Source organism: Pseudonocardia sp. DSM 110487 (assembly GCF_019468565.1).
Taxonomy (GTDB): Bacteria; Actinomycetota; Actinomycetes; order Mycobacteriales; family Pseudonocardiaceae; genus Pseudonocardia.
Map to the genome: position 1 here is coordinate 7,673,187 of NZ_CP080521.1, position 17,744 is coordinate 7,690,930.

Genomic DNA, 17,744 nt, shown 5'->3' on the forward strand with positions numbered 1-17,744 from the left:
TCGTCGTCGACGCTGGTCAGGTGGATCGGCAGTGTGGTGAGGCGACCGTACTCGTCGTGGACGACGAACCGAACATCCTGGAGCTGTTGTCGGCAGCGCTCCGGCTCAGCGGGTTCTCCGTACACGCGGCGGACTGCGGGGCCGAAGCGCTGGACACGGTCCGGCGCGTCCGGCCGGACATCGTGATCCTGGACGTGATGCTGCCCGACACCGACGGCTTCAGCCTCGCCCGCAACCTCCGCACGGTGCGGGACGGGCTGCCGGTGCTCTTCCTGACCGCGCGGGACGCCGTCGAGGACCGGATCGCCGGCCTGACGGCGGGTGGCGACGACTACGTGACCAAGCCGTTCAGCCTGGAGGAAGTGGTGTTGCGGCTGAGGGCGATCCTCCGGCGTACGGGTGGCGGCGCCGACGTCCCGCCGGACGACAGCACCGTCCGGTACGCCGATCTCGTGCTCGACGAGGACGCGCACGAGGTCCGCCGGGCCGGCCGGCTCGTCCAATTGTCGCCAACGGAGTTCAACCTGTTGCGCTACCTGATGGTCAACGCCGAGCGGGTGGTCAGCAAGTCGCAGATCCTCGACCGGGTGTGGAGCTACGACTTCGGCGGCGACGGCCGGATCGTCGAGTCGTACATCAGCTATCTGCGCCGCAAGATCGACTCGGTGGGGCCGCCGCTGATCCACACGATCCGCGGCGTCGGCTACTCGCTGCGGTTGCCAAGGGAAGGGCGTTGAGCACGAGCCGGTGGCGCAGACCATGGACCCTGCGGGCGCGCCTGGTCATGGTGTTGCTGGTGCTGGCCACCGCCGGCCTGGGCACCTTCGGGGTCGCGAGCATCCTGCTGCTCCGCGAGTCGATGATCGACCGGATGGACGACCAGCTCAGGGAGCTCGCTCACCGGGTGGACGACCGCCCGGGAGGGCCGTCGCCGTCGCAAGAGGACTTCGAGCGTCAGTCCGATGGCCTGCCAACGGACTTCGCGATCAGGGTGCTCGACGGCAACGGCACACCGGAGATGTCCGCCCCGGTCGACGCGGCCGGTCCGGAACTTCCGGTGATCAACGCGACCACCGTCGACCAGTACGACGAGCGCCCGTTCATGGTCGACGACACACGGGGCGGCGCCAGCTGGCGCGTCATCGTGTCGCAGCGGATGACGCCCGACGGGCCGCGGATCATCGTGGCCGCGCAGTCGATGGAGTTCACAGAGGCGACCGTGACGCGGCTGATGTGGATCGAGATCGGGGTTGGGGTCACCCTGCTGCTCGCCCTCGGCGTGGTCGGGTTCCTGCTGGTGCGGCTGGGACTGCGGCCGTTGACCAGGATCGAGAACGCCGCGGAGAACATCGCAGGCGGCCACCTCGATCTGCGGGTCGCGGCGGATTCACGTACCGAGGTCGGCCGGCTCGGCGGCGCGCTGAACACCATGGTCGGCAGGCTTTCCGCCGCGCTGCGCCAACGCGAACGGTCCGAGACGCGGCTACGCAGGTTCGTCGCGGACGCCTCGCACGAACTGCGCACCCCACTGACGTCGATCCGTGGCTTCGCCGAGTTGAACCGCAGCGGCGGCGCGCCGAACCGGGACGACGTGGACCGGCTGATGGGCCGGATCGAGGGCGAGGCGATCCGGATGGGCCGGCTGGTGGAGGACATGCTGCTGCTGGCCCGGCTGGACCAGGAACGCGCGCTTGACCTGGCCGAACTGGACATCCGCACGCTTGTCGAGGACGCCGTGCACGACGCAAGGGCCCGCGACCCGGAGCGACCGCTGATCCTGGAGATCGTCGCGGTACCGATCCGCGTCACGGTGGACGAACACCGGATGCGTCAGGTGATCACGAACCTCGTCAGCAACGCCATCGCCCACACCCCGCCCGGCACGCCCGTGCACGTCCGCGTGGGCATGCCCGCCGAACTGCTGGACCCCCCGATTGCCGTGGCGGGGAGTCTGCAATCGCGCGGCCGGGTCGTGCTGGAGGTGATCGACGAAGGGCCCGGCGTGCCACTGGAGGCCGCGCCGAACATCTTCGACCGGTTCTACCGGGTGGACGAAGCCCGGTCCCGCACCCGCGGCGGCACCGGGCTCGGCCTGGCCATCACCGCCGCGATCCTGGAGGCCCACGGCGGCCGCGTCGAGCTCAGGACGGCGCCCGGCGAAGGTGCTCGCTTCACCGTGCTGCTCTCCTGAATGTCAGGCCCGCTCCAGCACGACGACGGGGATCTGCCTGTCAGCGGCCGCCTCGAACTCGGCGAACTTCGGGATGTCCGCCACCTCTTTCGACCAGATCCGCGCCCGCTCCGCGCCTTCCGCAAGCCGAGCTACCACCGGCACTGTTTCCGTACCCGTCTCGACCATGGCCCGCGGATTCGCCACGAGATTGCGGTACCACGCCGGATGCCGCGGACTGCCACCGTGGGTGGCGAAGACGGCCCAGCCATCGCCCACCGACTGGTAGAACAACGGGTTGATCAGCTCGCGCCCCGTCTTGACCCCGGTGTGGTGCAGCAAGACGAGCGGCATGCCTCGCTCGTCGAAGCCGGGAATCCAAGGCGGGATGGGGCGACCAGCAGCGAAATCATCGGTGCTGCTCCAAGCCACGTACCCGCCTTTCATTCGAAACTCGGCGATGATCCGTTCGTTCCAGCCGCCGGGCGGCATCGCCTCGTTCGTCGTGATCGCGGACGGGTCGGACATGACATCCCCTTCGCTGTCGGGAGCACCGGTCAAGACGCGTACCTCATTTCCGGCACTCGCACGCGTCCCGGCGCAGAGCGGGCTTCGGCGATGGCGGAAGGCCCAGGTCCGCCGATGGTGCGATAGATCTGTTCGAACGTGTCGAGAGTTCGGGTGATGCTGTGCTCGGCTGCGAGCTTGCGTCCGGCGGCGCCCATCGCGGTTCGCTTGTCCAGGTTGCCCGCGAGGATGCTGAGGTACGTGCCTAGTTCGAAGGCGTGTCCGGGGCGGTAGAGGAATCCGTTGCGGCCTGGGTGAACGAGGTGCGGCAGTGCCATGGCGTCGGCGGCGACGACGGGCAGCCCGGCGGCCATCGCCTCGAGGGTGGCGATGCTCTGCAGCTCGGCCGTGCCGGGCATGCAGAAGATGTGGCTGCTGCGGTACGCGTGGACGAGCTCGGCGTCGGTGACGACTCCGTGGAAGGTGACGCGGTCCGCGACACCGATCTTGTGCGCGAGGTCGTGCAGCTGTGCCCGGCAGGAACCGCCGCCGACGATGTCGGCGTGGACGTCGGGAGCGTGGACGAGCGCTCGGATCAGTTGGTCGACGTTCTTCTCCGGGTCCAGGCGTCCGACGAACAGGGCCCGGACGATATCTCCGGGGACCCGTCGGGCGTCGGGTTCGTAGTGGGCGAGGTCGATGCCGCAGGACACCACCACGGGCCGGCCGGGCAGACCGCGTCCGTCGATGAAGCGGGCCGCCCGCCTCGTCGGGGTGGTGACCACGTCGGCATGCCCGTACACCCGCACGAAGTCTCGCCAGGCCCACCCGATCAGGGCCGAGGTGATCGGCCGCGGCAGCCCGACGTGGCCGAGGACGTTCTCGGGCATCAGGTGGTTGGTCGCGACCGTGGGGATCCCTCGCTGGCGGGCGCCGGCGAGCAGACCCCGGCCGATCGAGAAATGGGACTGGACGTGGACGATGTCGGGCCGGATGCGGTCCAGCAGGTCGTTCGCGGTGCGCCGGGCGAGGCCCGGCGTGGTGAAGCGCAGCGTCGGGTGGAACGGCACTCGGTGCGAGCCGACGTGATGCACCGCGTAGGGCTCGCCGAGGACGGAGTCGTTGTCCCGCTCGGGGGCCAGGACGTGGACGTCGTGGCCTCGGCTCGCGAGGCCTCGGGCCAGCCGGTCGGCGAAGTTGGCCGCGCCGTTGATGTCGGGCGGGAAGGTATCCGCGCCGATGAGGACGCGCAGGCCGGAACTGGGACGTGCGACGGACACGGACTTCTCCTTGACGGTGGGCTCGTCATGGACTGAACGAGCGAGTACGACGACTCCGGCGATGGCGACGAGAGCCAGCCCGGCCTGAACGGCGGTCACGGCCGCAGAGGTGGTGAGTCCCTCGCCGAAGAAGAGGGCGCTGGTGGTGACCGCGGTGATCGGGTCGAGCACGGTGGCCGCGGCGACGGCGACGGCAGCCGGCCCGGTCGCGTAGGACCGGTGCATCAGCCAGCCGCCGGCGAGCAGTAGCGCGGCGGCCTCGGCGAGGAGGATGAAGCCCGGGACCGGAGTGACGCCCAGCACGTGCGTGACGGCGACCCGCATGACGGCGGCGCCGAGTCCGAACAGGACGGCAGCCGCGGCGCTCTCCGCCAGACCCCGTGCCTTGCCTCGAACACCGTGCGCGACCGCAGCGACCACGGCGCCGATCAGCACGGCGGGCTGCCCGGCAGCGAGCGGGGGAACCGGAACCGCGTTGGTCGCCGAGGTCGACAGCAGGACGAAACCGCCGACTCCGGCGCACACCACCGCCACCGCCACCACGACCCGGGGTGAGCGCGCCGGATTCCCGATCAGCACCGTCAGCACCAGGCTCAGCACACCGATCGGCTGGACGATCGCCAGCGGCGCGAGCGAGAGCGCGACAAGGTGCAGCACGGCGCCCGCGACGACGAAGGCCGTGCCGCCCAGCCAGGCGGGCCGTCGCACCACCGATGGGAACGTCCTGATTCCGAGGTTGTCGCCACTGTTCACAGCGCGCACCGAGCCGTGCTGCAGGCGCACTCCCGCGGCGAGGAAGCAGGCCGCGAGCAGCGCGCAGGCGATGGCGAGTGCCGTCATCGCGACAGGACTTGGGGAATGGCGGTCGCGAGCTCGCCGCTCCGAGGCGTCGACAAAGAGCGATCATGGGTCCTGTGCACATCTTCGACGGTGCCCAGGCTGGATGAGAATCTGATGAAAATGTCGCGGAGTTTGGTTAAGAACCCGACGCTCAACAGGCACCGGCCGCGCAACCGATTAGCCTCGATCCCGTGCAGCACCACGACCTGGCACCGCCTTTTCCCCCGGTCAGCTAACCCGATCGCGCAAGGAGAGGTCTGTCCGATGCCTGCGAAGTCCCGTGTCGATTTCTGGTTCGACCCGTTCTGCCCGTGGAGCTGGATCACGTCTCGCTGGATCCTCGAGGCGCGGCAGGTCCGCGACTTCGATCTGGAGTTCCACCTGTTGGCACTCGCGGTCCTGAACGAGGACGATCTTCCTCCTCAGTTCAGCGATCCGAGGATCATGGCCAAGGTATGGGCGCCGACGCGCGTGCTGGCTGCGGCCGAGCAGGCCAAGGGCCGCGCAATCCTGGAACCGCTCTACACCGCGATCGGCTCGCGGATGCACTCCAATGACAACAAGGAAATCCTCGACGTCCTGCGGAGGGACTTCGACAAGGTCATCGCCGAAGCGCTCGAAGAGGTCGGTCTCCCGGCGGAGCTGGCCGATGCGGCGACCTCGGATGAGTACTACGGCGCGATGAGCAGGAGCATCGACGAGGGCCTGAACGTTGCCGGCTCGATTGCCGGTGTTCCCACCATCCACATCAATGGCCGCCCCTTCTTCGGGCCGGTGCTCGGCAGCATCCCGCGAGGCGAGCAGGCCGGCAGGTTGTGGGATGCCGTCGAGACCCTGGGGACCAACCCCGACTTCTGGGAGCTCAAGAGCGAGCAGCCGGAGGACCTGCGACCGAACATGACCTGAACGACGCGGCGCGGGTGTCGCACCGGACACGTCTGCAGATCGGCGCGGCTCGCCGGCGTGTCAGTCATCTCACCCTGGCCCCTACAGCCGTACTGGTGTACTGCATACAGTCAACGGCAGACGAGGTTGCGGTGCAACCGAGAACCAACGGCAGAGCCAAGGAGGACCCAGACCATGACGGACACGGTCGCGGAGGCCGCAGAAGCGGGGGGCGGCGACACGGCTGCTCTGACGGACGGGATTCACCTGGTCGTCGACGCGCTGAAGCTGAACAGGGTCGAGACGATCTACGGTGTCGTCGGCATCCCCATCACGGACCTGGCGCGCCTGGCACAGGCGTCCGGGATTCGCTACATCGGGTTCCGGCACGAGAGCGACGCGGCGCACGCGGCCGCGGCTGCCGGATTCCTGACGCAGAAGGCGGGGATCTGTCTGACGGTCTCCGCGCCGGGCTTTCTCAACGGCCTGGTCGGGCTCGCGAACGCCACCACCAACTGCTTCCCGATGGTCCAGATCTCCGGCTCCAGCGAGCGGCACATCGTGGACCTGCAGCGCGGTGACTACGAGGAGATGGACCAGCTGGCGGTCGCCAGGCAGCTCTGCAAGGCGGCGTACCGGGTGTCAAGGGCGGAGGACATCGGACGGGGCATCGCGCGGGCGATGCGTACGGCAGTGAGCGGCCGGCCTGGCGGGGTGTACCTGGACATCCCGGCGGCAGTGCTGGGCGAGATCATCGACAAGGACAAGGGCGAGACGTCCCTCTGGGAGATCGTGGACCCGGCGCCGAAGCAGATACCCGACGCGGTGGCCGTCGACCGGGCCATCGAGCTGCTGGCAGGCGCGCAGCGCCCGCTGATCGTGCTCGGGAAGGGCGCGGCGTACGCGCGGGCCGACGACGCGATCCGGCAGTTCGTGGAGTCGACCGGAATCCCGTACATCCCCATGTCGATGGCCAAGGGGCTGCTGCCGGACGATCATCCGCAGTCGGCGGCCACCGCGCGATCGCTGGCGTTGAAGCAGGCGGACGTCGTGCTGCTTGTCGGGGCGCGGCTGAACTGGCTGCTGGGGCACGGGGACGCCCCGCAGTGGAGCCCGGACGCGAAGTTCATCCAGGTCGACATCGCAGCGAACGAGATGGACTCCAACCAGCCGATCGCCGCCCCGCTGGTCGGCGACATCGGCTCTGTGATGGACGCGCTGGTGGAGCGGACGAAGCCCGGACAGATCGCGGCACCTACCGGGTGGCGGGAGGCGCTCGGCGAGAAGTCCGCAGCGAACGTGGCGAAGATGGCCAAGCGGCTGGAGGCGGCGAAGACCGCGCAGCCGATGACCTTCCTGGGCGCGCTCCAGGCCATCCGCGACGTGATCGTCGAGCGTCCCGACGTGTACCTGGTGAACGAGGGTGCCAACGCCCTCGACCTCGCACGCAACACCATCCCGATGTCCGTCCCACGACACCGGCTGGACTCCGGTACCTGGGGCGTGATGGGAATCGGCATGGGCTACGCCATCGCGGCCGCGGTGGAGACCGGGCAGCCGGTGATCGCCATCGAAGGCGACTCGGCGTTCGGCTTCTCCGGTATGGAGGCCGAAGTCATCGCCCGCTACGACCTGCCGGTGATCACGATGGTGCTCAACAACAGCGGCGTGTACCGCGGTGACGACGCCTCCCCGTCGGGTGACCCGGCGCCCACGTACCTGAGTGCGCGGCACGACATCCTCATGCAGGCGTTCGGCGGCACGGGCTACCAGGCCACGACACCCGATCAGGTCGGCGAGATGCTGCGGAAGGCGCTCGCGGAGGGCAAGCCTGCGCTGATCGACTGCATCATCGACCCGGCGGACGGCACCGAGTCCGGCAACATCAAGCATCTCAACCCGAAGGGCCTCAACGCGAAGCAGTGATCCCTACCCGATCAGCGGCACCGTACTGGCCATCGGCTCCCGGTGCCGCTGATCGACCGGCACTGACGGCTCGCGTGACCCTCACCGGCCGCGCCCCCCTGTCGACGCGAAGCCGGCCATGAACTCGGCGGCCTCCCCCACGAGGACGAGGTCCTCCTCGAGGATCTACGACTACGCCCACTCCCTCAATGGCGCGGTCGCGAACGAGCAGAGCCTCCGGACCGTGGTCCCCTCCTACTGATCTGGCTGGTCACTCGACCGTCCATCGACGGCTCGCCTGGAGCTCGTCCAGGATTTCAGCGGTGGTCGCGGTCTCGCCGAGGCGGGGGAAGACGTACATGCGCAGCGAAACCGCCGTCCACTCCTCCGCCGCCAAGGCACTGGCCGTCCTCACCGCCCAGGTGGCGCGGCTGGCGACCGCGGGAATGCTGCACGACACCAGCGTCGACGACGCCACCGTGCACTTCCGCGCGCTGTGCGACGGCCTGGCCGGACTGGAACTCGGCGGCGCATCCTGGTCCGACGCCGGCGAGCGACTCTGGCGCGCGGGCTGGCCGCACTCGTCCGAGGATTCACCACACCAGGGGTATGACGGCGCCTCCTCGACGAACCGGCCGGGATGGCCGAGTCCGCACGGGACCGCTGCCCCCTCGCACTGTGCCCCGGACGCCTCACACGTCGAACGATCCCCCCGCGGGAAAGGTCAGGGCGGCGAATCGCTCACCGATACGCCGATGGGTCGCGGCGTCCGGGTGGAGCTCGTCGGGCAGCGGGAGCTCGCCGGCGTCCGCCTCGCCGTAGAGCTGGCGACCATCGAGGTAGAACAGCTGGGAGTCGTCCTTCGCGCGTTGCGCCACGATGCGCGCCAGCTCTTCACGCACCACTTCCAGGGTCAGCTTCCCCGCGGCACGCTCGGCCGGATCACCTGTCGCCCGGAACCGCAGCGACCCGGTGCTGAAGTCGACCGCCCCTGGACCCGGTGTCTGCTCGTGGATCGGGCAAAGGATCGGCGACACCACCAGCAGCGGCTTGTCGGGGTGCCCCTCGCGAATGGTGTCGAGGAAGCCGTGCACCGCCGGGCCGAACACCCGCAGCCGCATCACATCGCCGTTCACCACGTTGATGCCCAGTTTGACGCTGATCAGGTCCGCCGGAGTGTCCCGCAGCACGCGAGCGGTAAACGGGTCCACCATGGCGCTGCCCCCGAACCCCAGGTTGAACAGCTCGACGCCACCGCGGGCGGCCGCCAGCGCGGGCCAGGTCATCGACGGGCTCGCGGCGTTCGAGCCATGGCTGATCGAGCTGCCGTGGTGCAGCCACACCCGGCGTCCTGCCCGTGGCACCGGCTCGACCGGGGCGTCGGTGCGCAGCGCCACCAGCTCGGTGATCTCGGTGTGCGGCAACCAGACCTCGACGTCCTTCGGACGATCGGGCAGCCCAGCGAACCGGACCATGCCGACCGGACCGGGAATCGTCTCCGCTACACCCGTGGCCATGTCCAGGAGGAGGGTCTTCCCACCGGTCGTGGTGGCCTGAGCCGTGAGCTCACCATCAATGAGAAGGTCGTACACGCCGTCCGGCCGGGGCGGGATGTCGCGATAGCCCACCCTGGTCCGCAGCGTGTCCAGCTCGACGACGGTGGCCCGGGTGCGCACCGCCAATCGCACCCCGGATGGTTGCGCCTCCGCCATCGCCAGCTGCCCGTCACCCTGCGCGCGGGCCCAGGCAGGGAGCCGGTGCGGTAACACCCCCTGCTCGGTGGGCTCCAGCTCCAGCGCTCCACGCACCAGGTCGGGAGTGATCGGGATCGTGTCCATGATCCCCACAGGCTGTCACATCCGTCCACATCGATTCGAGGTCAGCACGCGGTGTGGCGCAAGGTTGAGCGCGCTCGCCACGGAGGCGAGGGCCCCGGCCTCGCGCCGTCGTACACAAGATCAACGGCGGCGGGTGTCCGAGTCCAGCACCGCGAGCCGTTCGCACACTTTGTCGCCGATGGTGGCGAGCGTCTGGAGCTCTGCTGCGGTGACGTGGTCGATGAGCGCGTTGCGGACGTCGGCGACGTGTTGCGGGGCGGCGGCCTTGATCAGCTCGCTGCCCTGGAGGGTGATTGCAATGACTGCTCCCCGCTGGTCGGTGAGGCACCGCTCGCGTGTCACCAGGCCGCGCTTCTCCATCCGGCCCAGGTGCTGAGACAGGCGGCTCTTCTCCCAGCGCAGCAGACCGCCGAGCTCGAACGGCCTCAGCCGGCCGTCCGGCGCCTCCGACAGATGAGCCAGGACCTGGTAGTCGGCGGTGGAAAGCCCACACCGGTTACGCAGCTGCCGGTCGATGAACTCCGACAGGCCGTCCTGCATCGACATCAGGCTGCGCCAGGCCCGCTGTTCGTGTTCGTCCAGCCACCGCGCCTCAGTCACGGTCGTCACCCTACTCACTTGATTGACATGTGAACTAACCGCTGAGTACGGTCCTGTTCACATATTAACCAGTTTGGAGGCAGGCGTGGCTCCACCAGGAGTGCCTGAGGGTGGCAGGTTGCATTCCCCTCCTGACTGCGTCCATCTGATCGTCCCGTCGTTCCACCCATCTGACCCGATAACGTCGATCTTGCCGAGGAAGGAAGCCCCGCCGTGGCCGCCGAGCCGTTTGAGGTCAGCATCACCGAAGCCGAGATCGCGGATCTGCGTGAACGGCTGCGACGGACGCGGTGGCCCGAGCCCGAGCCGGTGGACGACTGGTCGCAGGGGTTGCCGCTGGCTTATGCGCAGGAGCTCTGCCGCAGCTGGGCCGAGGACTACGACTTCGGGTTCGCCGAGCGGCTGAACGTCTTCCCGCAGTACCGCGACACATTCGACGGGCTGGGCATCCACTTCCTGCACGTCCGCTCACCGGAGCCGGATGCGTTCCCGCTGGTGCTCACGCACGGGTGGCCGGGCTCGGTGCTCGAGTTCCTGGAGGTCCTCGGCCCGCTGACCGACCCGCGCGCGCACGGCGGAGACCCGGCGGACGCGTTCCACGTGGTCGCGCCGTCGTTGCCCGGGTACGGCTGGAGTGACAAGCCGTCGACAACCGGGTGGGGCATCAATCGCATCGCGCGCACCTGGGACACGTTGATGGTTTCGCTGGGTTACGAGCGGTACGGCGCGCAGGGCGGCGACTGGGGTTCGGCGGTGTCCGGCGCGCTGGGCGAGGTGGCGCCCGAGCGGGTCGCCGGCGTGCACCTGAACCTGGGGTCAGTGGCGGCGGGCACCTTCGACGACCCGACGCCCGCCGAGCTGGCGAACCTCGAGGCCGAGAAGGAGTTCCAGCGCACCGGCCGGGGGTACTCGGGGCAGCAGGCGACGCGGCCGCAGACGCTCGGCTACGGCCTCACCGACTCCCCGGCGGGCCAGGCCGCCTGGATCGCCGAGAAGTTCTGGGCCTGGACGGACAACAACGGCCACCCCGAGGACGCGTTGTCGCGGCAGAAGATCCTCGACGAGATCTCGGTCTACTGGTTCACCGCGTCGGCCACGTCGTCGGCGCGCCTGTACTGGGAGAGCTTCAGCAGCTTCCGGGACAAGGTCACCGCGCCGTCCGGGCTGTCGGTCTACCCGCGCGATATCACCCGCCCCTCGCGGCGGGAGGCCGAGCTGCGGTTCACCGACCTGCGCTGGTTCGAGGAGCTGCCGCGAGGTGGCCATTTCGCCGCGCTGGAGCAGCCGGAGTCGCTGGTCGAGCAGGTGCGCGGGTTCTTCCGCCTCTTCCGCTGACCGTCCGTCCCATCCCCGGGAAGTCCGCGCCCGGGGGATGTGTCGCGGCGCACCATGCCCTTCTTCTCCAGGCCCCGCACCGCCCGGCTGAAGTTGCTGGAGATCAGCTGGGTCGCTTCGGCCTCCGCACCCGCCGTCGCGCCCGGGTTCCGGTCGATGAACCGCATCACCGCGCTCTCCAGCGGCGTCCACGCCTCGGCCGGAACCTCCTTGGACGCGTGGATCAGGCGGCCGACCGGAACCGTAGGCCGTCGAAGAAGATCGCTGTGATGCGCACGGCTTCGTCCTGCCAGCCTTCCGTGCGCATTCCGCATGCTCCACGAGCAGCAGCAGGAAGCACCGCAGGGCCTCATCGGGAGCGTGCCGGGCGAGGAGTTCCGCGGGTGCGGCGCACAGCCGGTCGACCTCCACGCGGTACACCTCCTCGACGAGGGCTTCGCGCGTCTCGAAGTGCCGGTAGAGCGTGGAGGTACTCGCCGGGCCGCCGGAGTAATCGGCACTGGTGCCGTGGCAAGCTGCTGACGAAGCCTGGCGTCCGGAACTCAATACTCGGCCTGGTCATCCGGCTATCCACACTGTTCAACAAGTCCTGGCGCACGATGTCAGGCCGATTCCGGTTCCGGGACGAAGGCGGGTAGTGCGTCGAGGCTGTGGCGCACGGCCTCGGCACCGTAGGCGAACATCTGCCGCTCGTAGTCGCCGACCGCGCCGAGGAGGTACTGGCGGCCCTCGGCGGCCTCGATCAGGCAGCGGCGCAGCAGGTCGGCGTCGCATAGGGCTGTGTTCGCGCCGTTGCCGCCGGTCGGGGAAGTGGCGTGGATCGCGTCGCCGAGGAGCGTGACCGAACCTGGCGCCCAGCGCTCACGGGGCGCGACCACGCGGATGGATAGGAGGGTGCTGTTGTCCGGGTCGGACTGCTCGATGAGCGACTGCAGGTCCGAATGCCAGCCCTCCATCCTGGACAGCGCGGCCTCCTGCGGGGTCGAAGCGCTGAGCGCGCCGTTCGGCGGCAGGATCATGGCCCAGCGCACGTAGTCACCGACATCGGGGAGGGTCACCTCGGGCGCCAGTTCCTCGGCCGCCTCCTTCGGCGGGGTGCGGAAACGCATCGCTCCGAGCAGCAGGCTCACCCCGTCCCCGGCGATCTTCGAGCCGAAGGCCCGCGACAGTCCGGCAACGCGCTCGGTCAGCGGTGTGCGGCCGATGACGAACCGGACGCCGGTGTCGGTCGGGGTGGTCTGTGGCGACAGCACCGCACGGACGGCGGAGCCGACCCCGTCCGCCCCGACTAGCACGTCGGCGGTGGCCGGGTCGCGGTGGGCGAACCGGGCTTCGACCTTGCCGTCGGCCAGCACGTCATAGCCGGTCAGCGCGGCCCCGGTGTGCACAGTGAGACCGGTCAGCAGGAGGTGCCGGAGCACGTGCCGGTCGACCACGATCCCGCTCCTGCCGGAGCCGAGCTCGCCGATCTGGTTCAGCTGCGGGTCCAGGATCAGCCGCTCGCCATAGGCGTCACCGACGATCGCGTCCAGCAGTGGGTGCCAGCGCGGCGGCAGACAGCCGCGCAGCGCTTCGAACCCCACAGGGTTCAGCACGAGCCGGTAGCCCTGGAACCGCGCGGTGATCGCCGGGTCCCGCTCGTACACGTCGGCCTCGATCCCTGCGCCACGCAGGCCCTGCGCCAGGCACAGACCTCCCAGACCGGCTCCGACAACGGAAACGCGCATCACGCACCCCCAGAACAGACCTTCCGAACGCCGCTCAGCCACCTGAGCGGCGCCACGCGAACCACGCAGACGGGAACTAAGTTCGACGAAGACGAACTAAGTTCTAGTCGGCGAACTTAGTTCGTGTCAAGCTAGTGTGGCCGGTATGCCCTCCGATCCCCACCAACGCCGAGCAGCGCGTCACGCCCAGCCTGCTGGGGACTCTGCGACGTCACCACCGCGCAAGAAGCCCATCACCGTCGACCGGATCGCCGACGCCGCCCTGCGCGTCGTGGCCACCGAGGGCTACGACGCGCTGACCATCCGTCGAGTCGCGGCAGTGCTCGACACCGGGCCGTCGTCGTTGTACGCGCACATCGTCAACAAGGACGACATCGACGATCTGCTCGTCGGCCGGCTCTACTCCGAGGTCGTGCTCCCCGAACCAGACCCGGCCACGTGGCGGAAGCAGACCCTCGACGTGTACGCGCAGATCCGCGACCAGTACCTGAAATACCCCGGGGTCTCCCGTGCCGCGCTGGGCACGGTCCCCACCAACCTCGACACGCTGCGGGTGCGCGAAGGGCTCTTGGCGATCCTGCTCGCCGGCGGAATCGAGCCGCAGACCGCCGCCTGGGTGCTCGACGCCCTGTCCCTCTACGTCAGCGCCTACGCCCTGGAGCAGTCGCTGGTCCAGCAGCGGCGGAAACACCCGGACCAGGAATGGGTCCTCAGCCGCGAGGAACTGCTACGCCGGTTCGCTGCGCTGCCGGCTGAGGCGTTTCCGCAGACCCGACGCTATGCCGCCGAGCTGACCTCCGGCACCGGACACGACCGGTTCGAGTTCACCCTCGGCTTGATCATGGACAACCTCACCCCGCCCCAGCCGACAGCTTCATCCCCGCCGGATGGGTGCCGCACCCAGGGGCAGTGCAGATAGTCAGCTCGAGGGCTCGGGGCGATCGCATCCAGTCCGGGACGCCGCGCACGAGCGCTCGCCACAAACGCCAAAAGTGACCTCGACCGGACAACATAGCCTGCTATGCTACAGATAGCAGGCTATGAATCTGGAGGACCACCATGAAACCGAACGCGCCCACGTCCCGCCCCAAGGGCAAGCAGATCCGCACCCAGCAGCGCGCCGCCCACCTGGCCGCCGGGGCCGTTGTGCTGGTCGCGGTGTACGCGGGACCGCTGCTCGGCACGGTGTTCGCGGCGGTGGTCCAGTGGGTGGTCTTCCCCGCGTTGATCCTCACCGGCATCGCCATGTGGAAGTGGCCCCGGATCCGGCGGGTGCTGCGCGGACGCGCCGTGGCAACGGCACGATGAGCGAGCTTGCGAGCGAATCATCGACACAGCGCCCGCGCGAAGCGCCGCCCGAGCGCAGCGAGGGCGTGCAATGAGCGCACCGCTACCTCCCGAGTCCTCGATCGGGTACCTGGTCAACCACCTGGCACGGCTCCTCGCCCAGGCGCTGCGCGAGCGGATCGAACCCCACGGGGTGGTGCCCGGACAGTTCGCCCAGCTGCTGGCGCTCTACCAGGCCGACGGCCTGACCCAGGCCGAACTGTGCGCCCGCGTGCAGGTCGAGCAACCCACCATGGCCAACACCCTTGCCCGCATGGAACGGGACGGACTGATCACCCGCACCCCGGACCCGGCCGACCAGCGCCGCGCCCTGGTCCGGCTCACCGAGCGCGCCCGCCGGCTCGAACCCGACCTCGTCGCCGCCGCCCGAACCGTCAACACCCTGGCCACCCACGGGCTCACCGACGACCAGATCACCACCTTCCACACGGCGCTGCACGCGGCCATCGCCAACCTCGAGGCTGCGCGCGGCCGCCGCGACCAACCCCCACGAACCATGGAGACAGCACGATGACCGACAGTGTTTCCCCTGCCGTCCCGCGAACTCTCGTCGCCGGTGTGGCGACCACCGCGGCCTTCGCCGTCGGATGCCTGCTCACCCAGGTCGCGACCGTCCCGATGTGGCGTCGCATGGATCCCGAGGCGTTCCTCCGACAGTTCGCCACCACCGGCCCCGCCACCGGCGCCGTACTCGCCCCGATCGACATCGCCTCAATGACCCTGCTCGGCGTGGCGACCGCGTCGGCCGCCCGCCGTGACGCACCCGCCCGCGTACCGCTGGCGGCCGCCACCGCCGCCATGGCGGGAACCGTGCTGCTCTTCCCGGCATACTTCGCCCGCGCCAACGCCGCATTCCTCCGCCCCGGCTTCCCCACCGACGCCGTGCCCGCCGGGCTCGCCGCCTGGAACCGGTGGAACTGGGTACGGACCGGGCTGGCCCTGGCCGCGACCGTGCTCAGCGGGGCCGCGGTCGCCGCATCCGATCGCCCGCGTACATGGAGGCAGACCCCACGTTGACGATCCGTCAGGCCACCGCGACGGCGTCCGTGAGGGCGGGGTAATCGGTGTAGCCGCGGTGGTCGCCGCCGTACGCCCGGGACATGTCGGGCAATGCGAGCTCGGCGCTGTCGGCGAGGCGCGTGACCAGATCGGGGTTGGCGATGAAGAGCCGGCCGAAGGAGACGACGTCGGCGGCTCCGGCATCGACCAGATCGAGGCGGCGCGGGTGGTCGAGCGGGTCCGGTGTGGCGGCGTTCAGGATGAGGGCGCCGTCCCACGTGGACCTGAGGACCGGCGTGAGTCTCGAGTCACCTGCCTCGACGAGGTGCAGGTAGGCGAGGCCGAGGTCGTTGAGCTCCGAGACCAGCAGCGGGTACGTCGTGGCGTAGTCCGGCTCGTGGGTGTCGCCGAGTCCGTTGTTCGGCGAAATCCGCAGGCCGGTGCGATCGGCGCCGATGGCGTCGGCGACGGCGCGCGCGACCTCGACGGTCAGCCGGATGCGGTTCTCGGGGCGTCCGCCCCACCGGTCGGTGCGACGGTTGGCGTTGGTCGCGAGGAACTGGTGCAGCAGGTAGCCGTTGGCGCCGTGGATCTCGACGCCGTCGAAGCCTGCGGCAACGGCGTTGCGGGCAGCATCGGCGAACTCGGCGACGGTGGCGAGGATCTCGTCCTCGGTCAGCTCCCGCGGGACGACGTGGTCCTGGAGGCCCGAGGGTGTGAAGATCTGTCCGGCGGCGCGGACCGGGGACGGTCCGACGGGGACGACGGTGTCGTGTCCGACGGCGGCGGTCGTGCTCGGGTGGCCGATCCGACCGGTGTGCATGAGCTGCGCGACGATCGTCCCGCCGCGGGCGTGCACCGCATCGGTGACCGCCCGCCAGGTATCGATCTGGCTCGCGGAGTGGAGGCCGGGCGTCGACGGGTAGCCCTGGCCGGTCGGGCTGGGCTGGATCCCTTCGGTGACGATCAGCCCGGCGCCGGCGCGCTGGGAGTAGTAGGTCGCCATGTCGGACGTGGCGTGGGTGTCGAAGGACCGGCTGCGCGTCATCGGCGCCATCGCGATCCGGTTGCGCAGCCGCAGGCTGCCGAGCTGGACGGACTCGAAGGCCGTGCGGCGGATCTGGACGGTGGGGTGCTGGGACATCTGGTGCTCCTCGGTTGGTCGGCGGTTCAGTTAGCCGAACAACCAAGTCGTCGGGCCCTATTCCTTGTCCGGCTAACTTTCTTGTCGAGGGTGCAGCCCGTGCCTCGTCAGCGACCTCCTACTGGGCCTGGTCGGCGGCGACCTGCAGGCCGGCTTCGAGCTCTGCGAGCAGCGACAGCGTCTCGGCGGCGCGCCGCGGCGACAGCGCGGCGGTGGTGAGTCGCTCGAGGGCGGACCATGCCTGCTCCACTCGCGCGCGCAGCGGCAGGCTGGCCTCGGTCGCCTCCACGATCAACGCGCGCCCGTCGGTAGGCGAGGGTGTGCGCTGGACCAGGCCCGACTTCTCCAGCCGAGCGATGCTGCGGGCCATCGTGGGGGCGTCGGAGTCCAGCGTGCGGACGAGATCGACCTGTCGCTGCGGGCCGTCTCGCCACAGCGTCATCAGGACCAGCTCCTGGCCTGGGTGCAGACCGCTCTCCCGCAGCAGGCGTGCCGCGAGCGACTTGTGCAGCCGGGCGACCCGGAAGATCGCCGAGCTCAGCGGGCCGACCTCGAAGCCGGGGCGTCCGTCCATGCGTGCGAGCCTAGTTGAGAAGGTTGTCCGGCCAAGCAACACGCCTGCGTCGCGACGCCGGGCGTGCCGGCCGCATTCGCCGGTGCGTCGCGCCATGGCTTGGCCGTTGTGCCGTCCAAGCGCTCAGTTCGGACACCAGCCCACCCCGACCATCGCGCGTCGTCGGCCACGAGCGGCTCTCGAACCAAGTCGAGACAAGGCCCGATGCCGACGCGGCCAGCCCGAGCAGCACGCAGGGAAGCACCCAGTAGCCGAGGACGAACAGCAACACGGTGTCGTCGCGGATCCGCCTCGCCGCCAGCAGGTCAGGGGAGCTGCATGGTCCTGAGCTGGCGGCGGGAAGTGATGCCGAGTTTGCGGAAGATGTTGCGCAGGTGGGCGTCGATCGTGCGAGGGCTGAGGAACAGCTGCGCGCCGATCTCCTTGGAGGTGGCGCCGGTGGCGACGAGGCGGGCGATGTGCCGTTCCTGGGTGGTGAGCGCACGCCCGGCTCCGTGATCGCCATCAGCACCAGCGCCGCAGGCGCGAGCGCCGGGTCGTCCCGTATCGGACCGCGGCTCGGGAGCCCAGGAACCTGGTCAGCGCGGGAAGCG

17 protein-coding genes and 1 pseudogene are annotated in these 17,744 nt (G+C 69.7%); 9 read left to right on the plus strand and 9 right to left on the minus strand.

Annotation, left to right across the window (positions count from 1 at the left end; genetic code table 11):
- Positions 1–20 precede the first annotated feature (20 nt).
- Together K1T35_RS35870 and K1T35_RS35875 are read left to right on the plus strand one after the other, a co-directional pair.
- On the plus strand, positions 21–737 hold the full coding sequence (locus tag K1T35_RS35870; RefSeq protein ID WP_220256169.1) for a response regulator transcription factor: 717 nt from the start codon (positions 21–23) through the stop codon (positions 735–737).
- 47 nt (positions 738–784) lie between these two features.
- The gene (locus K1T35_RS35875; protein ID WP_220263057.1) at positions 785–2,191 is read left to right on the plus strand and encodes a cell wall metabolism sensor histidine kinase WalK; all 1,407 of its coding nucleotides are present in this window, start codon (positions 785–787) and stop codon (positions 2,189–2,191) included.
- Positions 2,192–2,194: 3 nt separating this feature from the next.
- On the opposite strand, the gene K1T35_RS35880 is transcribed toward K1T35_RS35875, so the two are convergent.
- The gene (locus tag K1T35_RS35880; RefSeq protein ID WP_220256170.1) at positions 2,195–2,698 is read right to left on the minus strand and encodes a nitroreductase/quinone reductase family protein; all 504 of its coding nucleotides are present in this window, start codon (positions 2,696–2,698) and stop codon (positions 2,195–2,197) included.
- A gap of 29 nt (positions 2,699–2,727) precedes the next feature.
- Positions 2,728–4,797, minus strand: coding sequence for a glycosyltransferase (locus tag K1T35_RS35885; protein WP_220256171.1), 2,070 nt, complete (start codon positions 4,795–4,797; stop codon positions 2,728–2,730).
- A 264-nt stretch (positions 4,798–5,061) separates the two neighbouring features.
- Between K1T35_RS35885 and K1T35_RS35890 the strand changes: the two genes are divergently transcribed.
- Together K1T35_RS35890 and oxc are read left to right on the plus strand one after the other, a co-directional pair.
- Positions 5,062–5,703, plus strand: coding sequence for a DsbA family protein (locus K1T35_RS35890; RefSeq protein WP_220256172.1), 642 nt, complete (start codon positions 5,062–5,064; stop codon positions 5,701–5,703).
- Positions 5,704–5,877: 174 nt separating this feature from the next.
- Positions 5,878–7,608 carry an oxalyl-CoA decarboxylase gene (gene oxc / locus K1T35_RS35895; RefSeq protein ID WP_220256173.1) on the plus strand — a complete coding sequence of 577 codons (1,731 nt, stop codon included), beginning with the start codon at positions 5,878–5,880 and terminating at the stop codon, positions 7,606–7,608.
- A 250-nt stretch (positions 7,609–7,858) separates the two neighbouring features.
- Here oxc and K1T35_RS35900 read toward each other — a convergent pair whose 3' ends face one another.
- From K1T35_RS35900 to K1T35_RS35910, 3 genes are all read right to left on the minus strand, one after another.
- Entirely contained in the window at positions 7,859–8,065 is a 207-nt protein-coding gene (locus K1T35_RS35900) for a hypothetical protein (protein ID WP_220256174.1), read from the minus strand.
- A 214-nt stretch (positions 8,066–8,279) separates the two neighbouring features.
- The gene (locus K1T35_RS35905; RefSeq protein ID WP_220256175.1) at positions 8,280–9,425 is read right to left on the minus strand and encodes a GDSL-type esterase/lipase family protein; all 1,146 of its coding nucleotides are present in this window, start codon (positions 9,423–9,425) and stop codon (positions 8,280–8,282) included.
- A 120-nt stretch (positions 9,426–9,545) separates the two neighbouring features.
- Complete coding sequence (locus K1T35_RS35910) at positions 9,546–10,025, minus strand: MarR family winged helix-turn-helix transcriptional regulator (protein ID WP_255621094.1); 480 nt, start codon at positions 10,023–10,025, stop codon at positions 9,546–9,548.
- A gap of 213 nt (positions 10,026–10,238) precedes the next feature.
- Between K1T35_RS35910 and K1T35_RS35915 the strand changes: the two genes are divergently transcribed.
- Positions 10,239–11,360: an epoxide hydrolase family protein gene (locus tag K1T35_RS35915; RefSeq protein ID WP_220256176.1), complete on the plus strand. Its 1,122-nt coding sequence runs from the start codon at positions 10,239–10,241 to the stop codon at positions 11,358–11,360.
- Positions 11,361–11,962: 602 nt separating this feature from the next.
- Here K1T35_RS35915 and K1T35_RS35920 read toward each other — a convergent pair.
- Positions 11,963–13,087 (minus strand): NAD(P)/FAD-dependent oxidoreductase, encoded by a 1,125-nt coding sequence (locus tag K1T35_RS35920; RefSeq protein WP_220256177.1) that lies wholly within the window; start codon positions 13,085–13,087, stop codon positions 11,963–11,965.
- A gap of 145 nt (positions 13,088–13,232) precedes the next feature.
- On the opposite strand from K1T35_RS35920, the gene K1T35_RS35925 reads away from it, so the two are divergent.
- The 4 genes from K1T35_RS35925 (at position 13,233) to K1T35_RS35940 (ending at position 15,451) form a co-directional block, all read left to right on the plus strand.
- Entirely contained in the window at positions 13,233–14,006 is a 774-nt protein-coding gene (locus K1T35_RS35925; protein WP_255621095.1) for a TetR/AcrR family transcriptional regulator, read from the plus strand.
- A gap of 140 nt (positions 14,007–14,146) precedes the next feature.
- On the plus strand, positions 14,147–14,395 hold the full coding sequence (locus tag K1T35_RS35930) for a hypothetical protein (RefSeq protein ID WP_220256179.1): 249 nt from the start codon (positions 14,147–14,149) through the stop codon (positions 14,393–14,395).
- Positions 14,396–14,465: 70 nt separating this feature from the next.
- Positions 14,466–14,948 (plus strand): MarR family winged helix-turn-helix transcriptional regulator, encoded by a 483-nt coding sequence (locus K1T35_RS35935; protein ID WP_220256180.1) that lies wholly within the window; start codon positions 14,466–14,468, stop codon positions 14,946–14,948.
- On the plus strand, positions 14,945–15,451 hold the full coding sequence (locus tag K1T35_RS35940; RefSeq protein WP_220256181.1) for a DUF1772 domain-containing protein: 507 nt from the start codon (positions 14,945–14,947) through the stop codon (positions 15,449–15,451). The genes K1T35_RS35935 and K1T35_RS35940 overlap by 4 nt, the downstream gene beginning before the upstream one ends.
- 7 nt (positions 15,452–15,458) lie before the next feature.
- Here the strand turns inward: K1T35_RS35940 and K1T35_RS35945 are convergent, their stop codons facing one another.
- The 3 genes and pseudogenes from K1T35_RS35945 to K1T35_RS35955 form a co-directional block, all read right to left on the minus strand.
- Positions 15,459–16,577 (minus strand): alkene reductase, encoded by a 1,119-nt coding sequence (locus K1T35_RS35945; protein WP_220256182.1) that lies wholly within the window; start codon positions 16,575–16,577, stop codon positions 15,459–15,461.
- A 118-nt stretch (positions 16,578–16,695) separates the two neighbouring features.
- Positions 16,696–17,151, minus strand: coding sequence for a MarR family winged helix-turn-helix transcriptional regulator (locus tag K1T35_RS35950; protein ID WP_220256183.1), 456 nt, complete (start codon positions 17,149–17,151; stop codon positions 16,696–16,698).
- Between the two features lie 305 nt (positions 17,152–17,456).
- A pseudogene (locus tag K1T35_RS35955) lies at positions 17,457–17,630 on the minus strand (helix-turn-helix transcriptional regulator); the annotation flags it as partial.
- Positions 17,631–17,744: the final 114 nt, after the last annotated feature.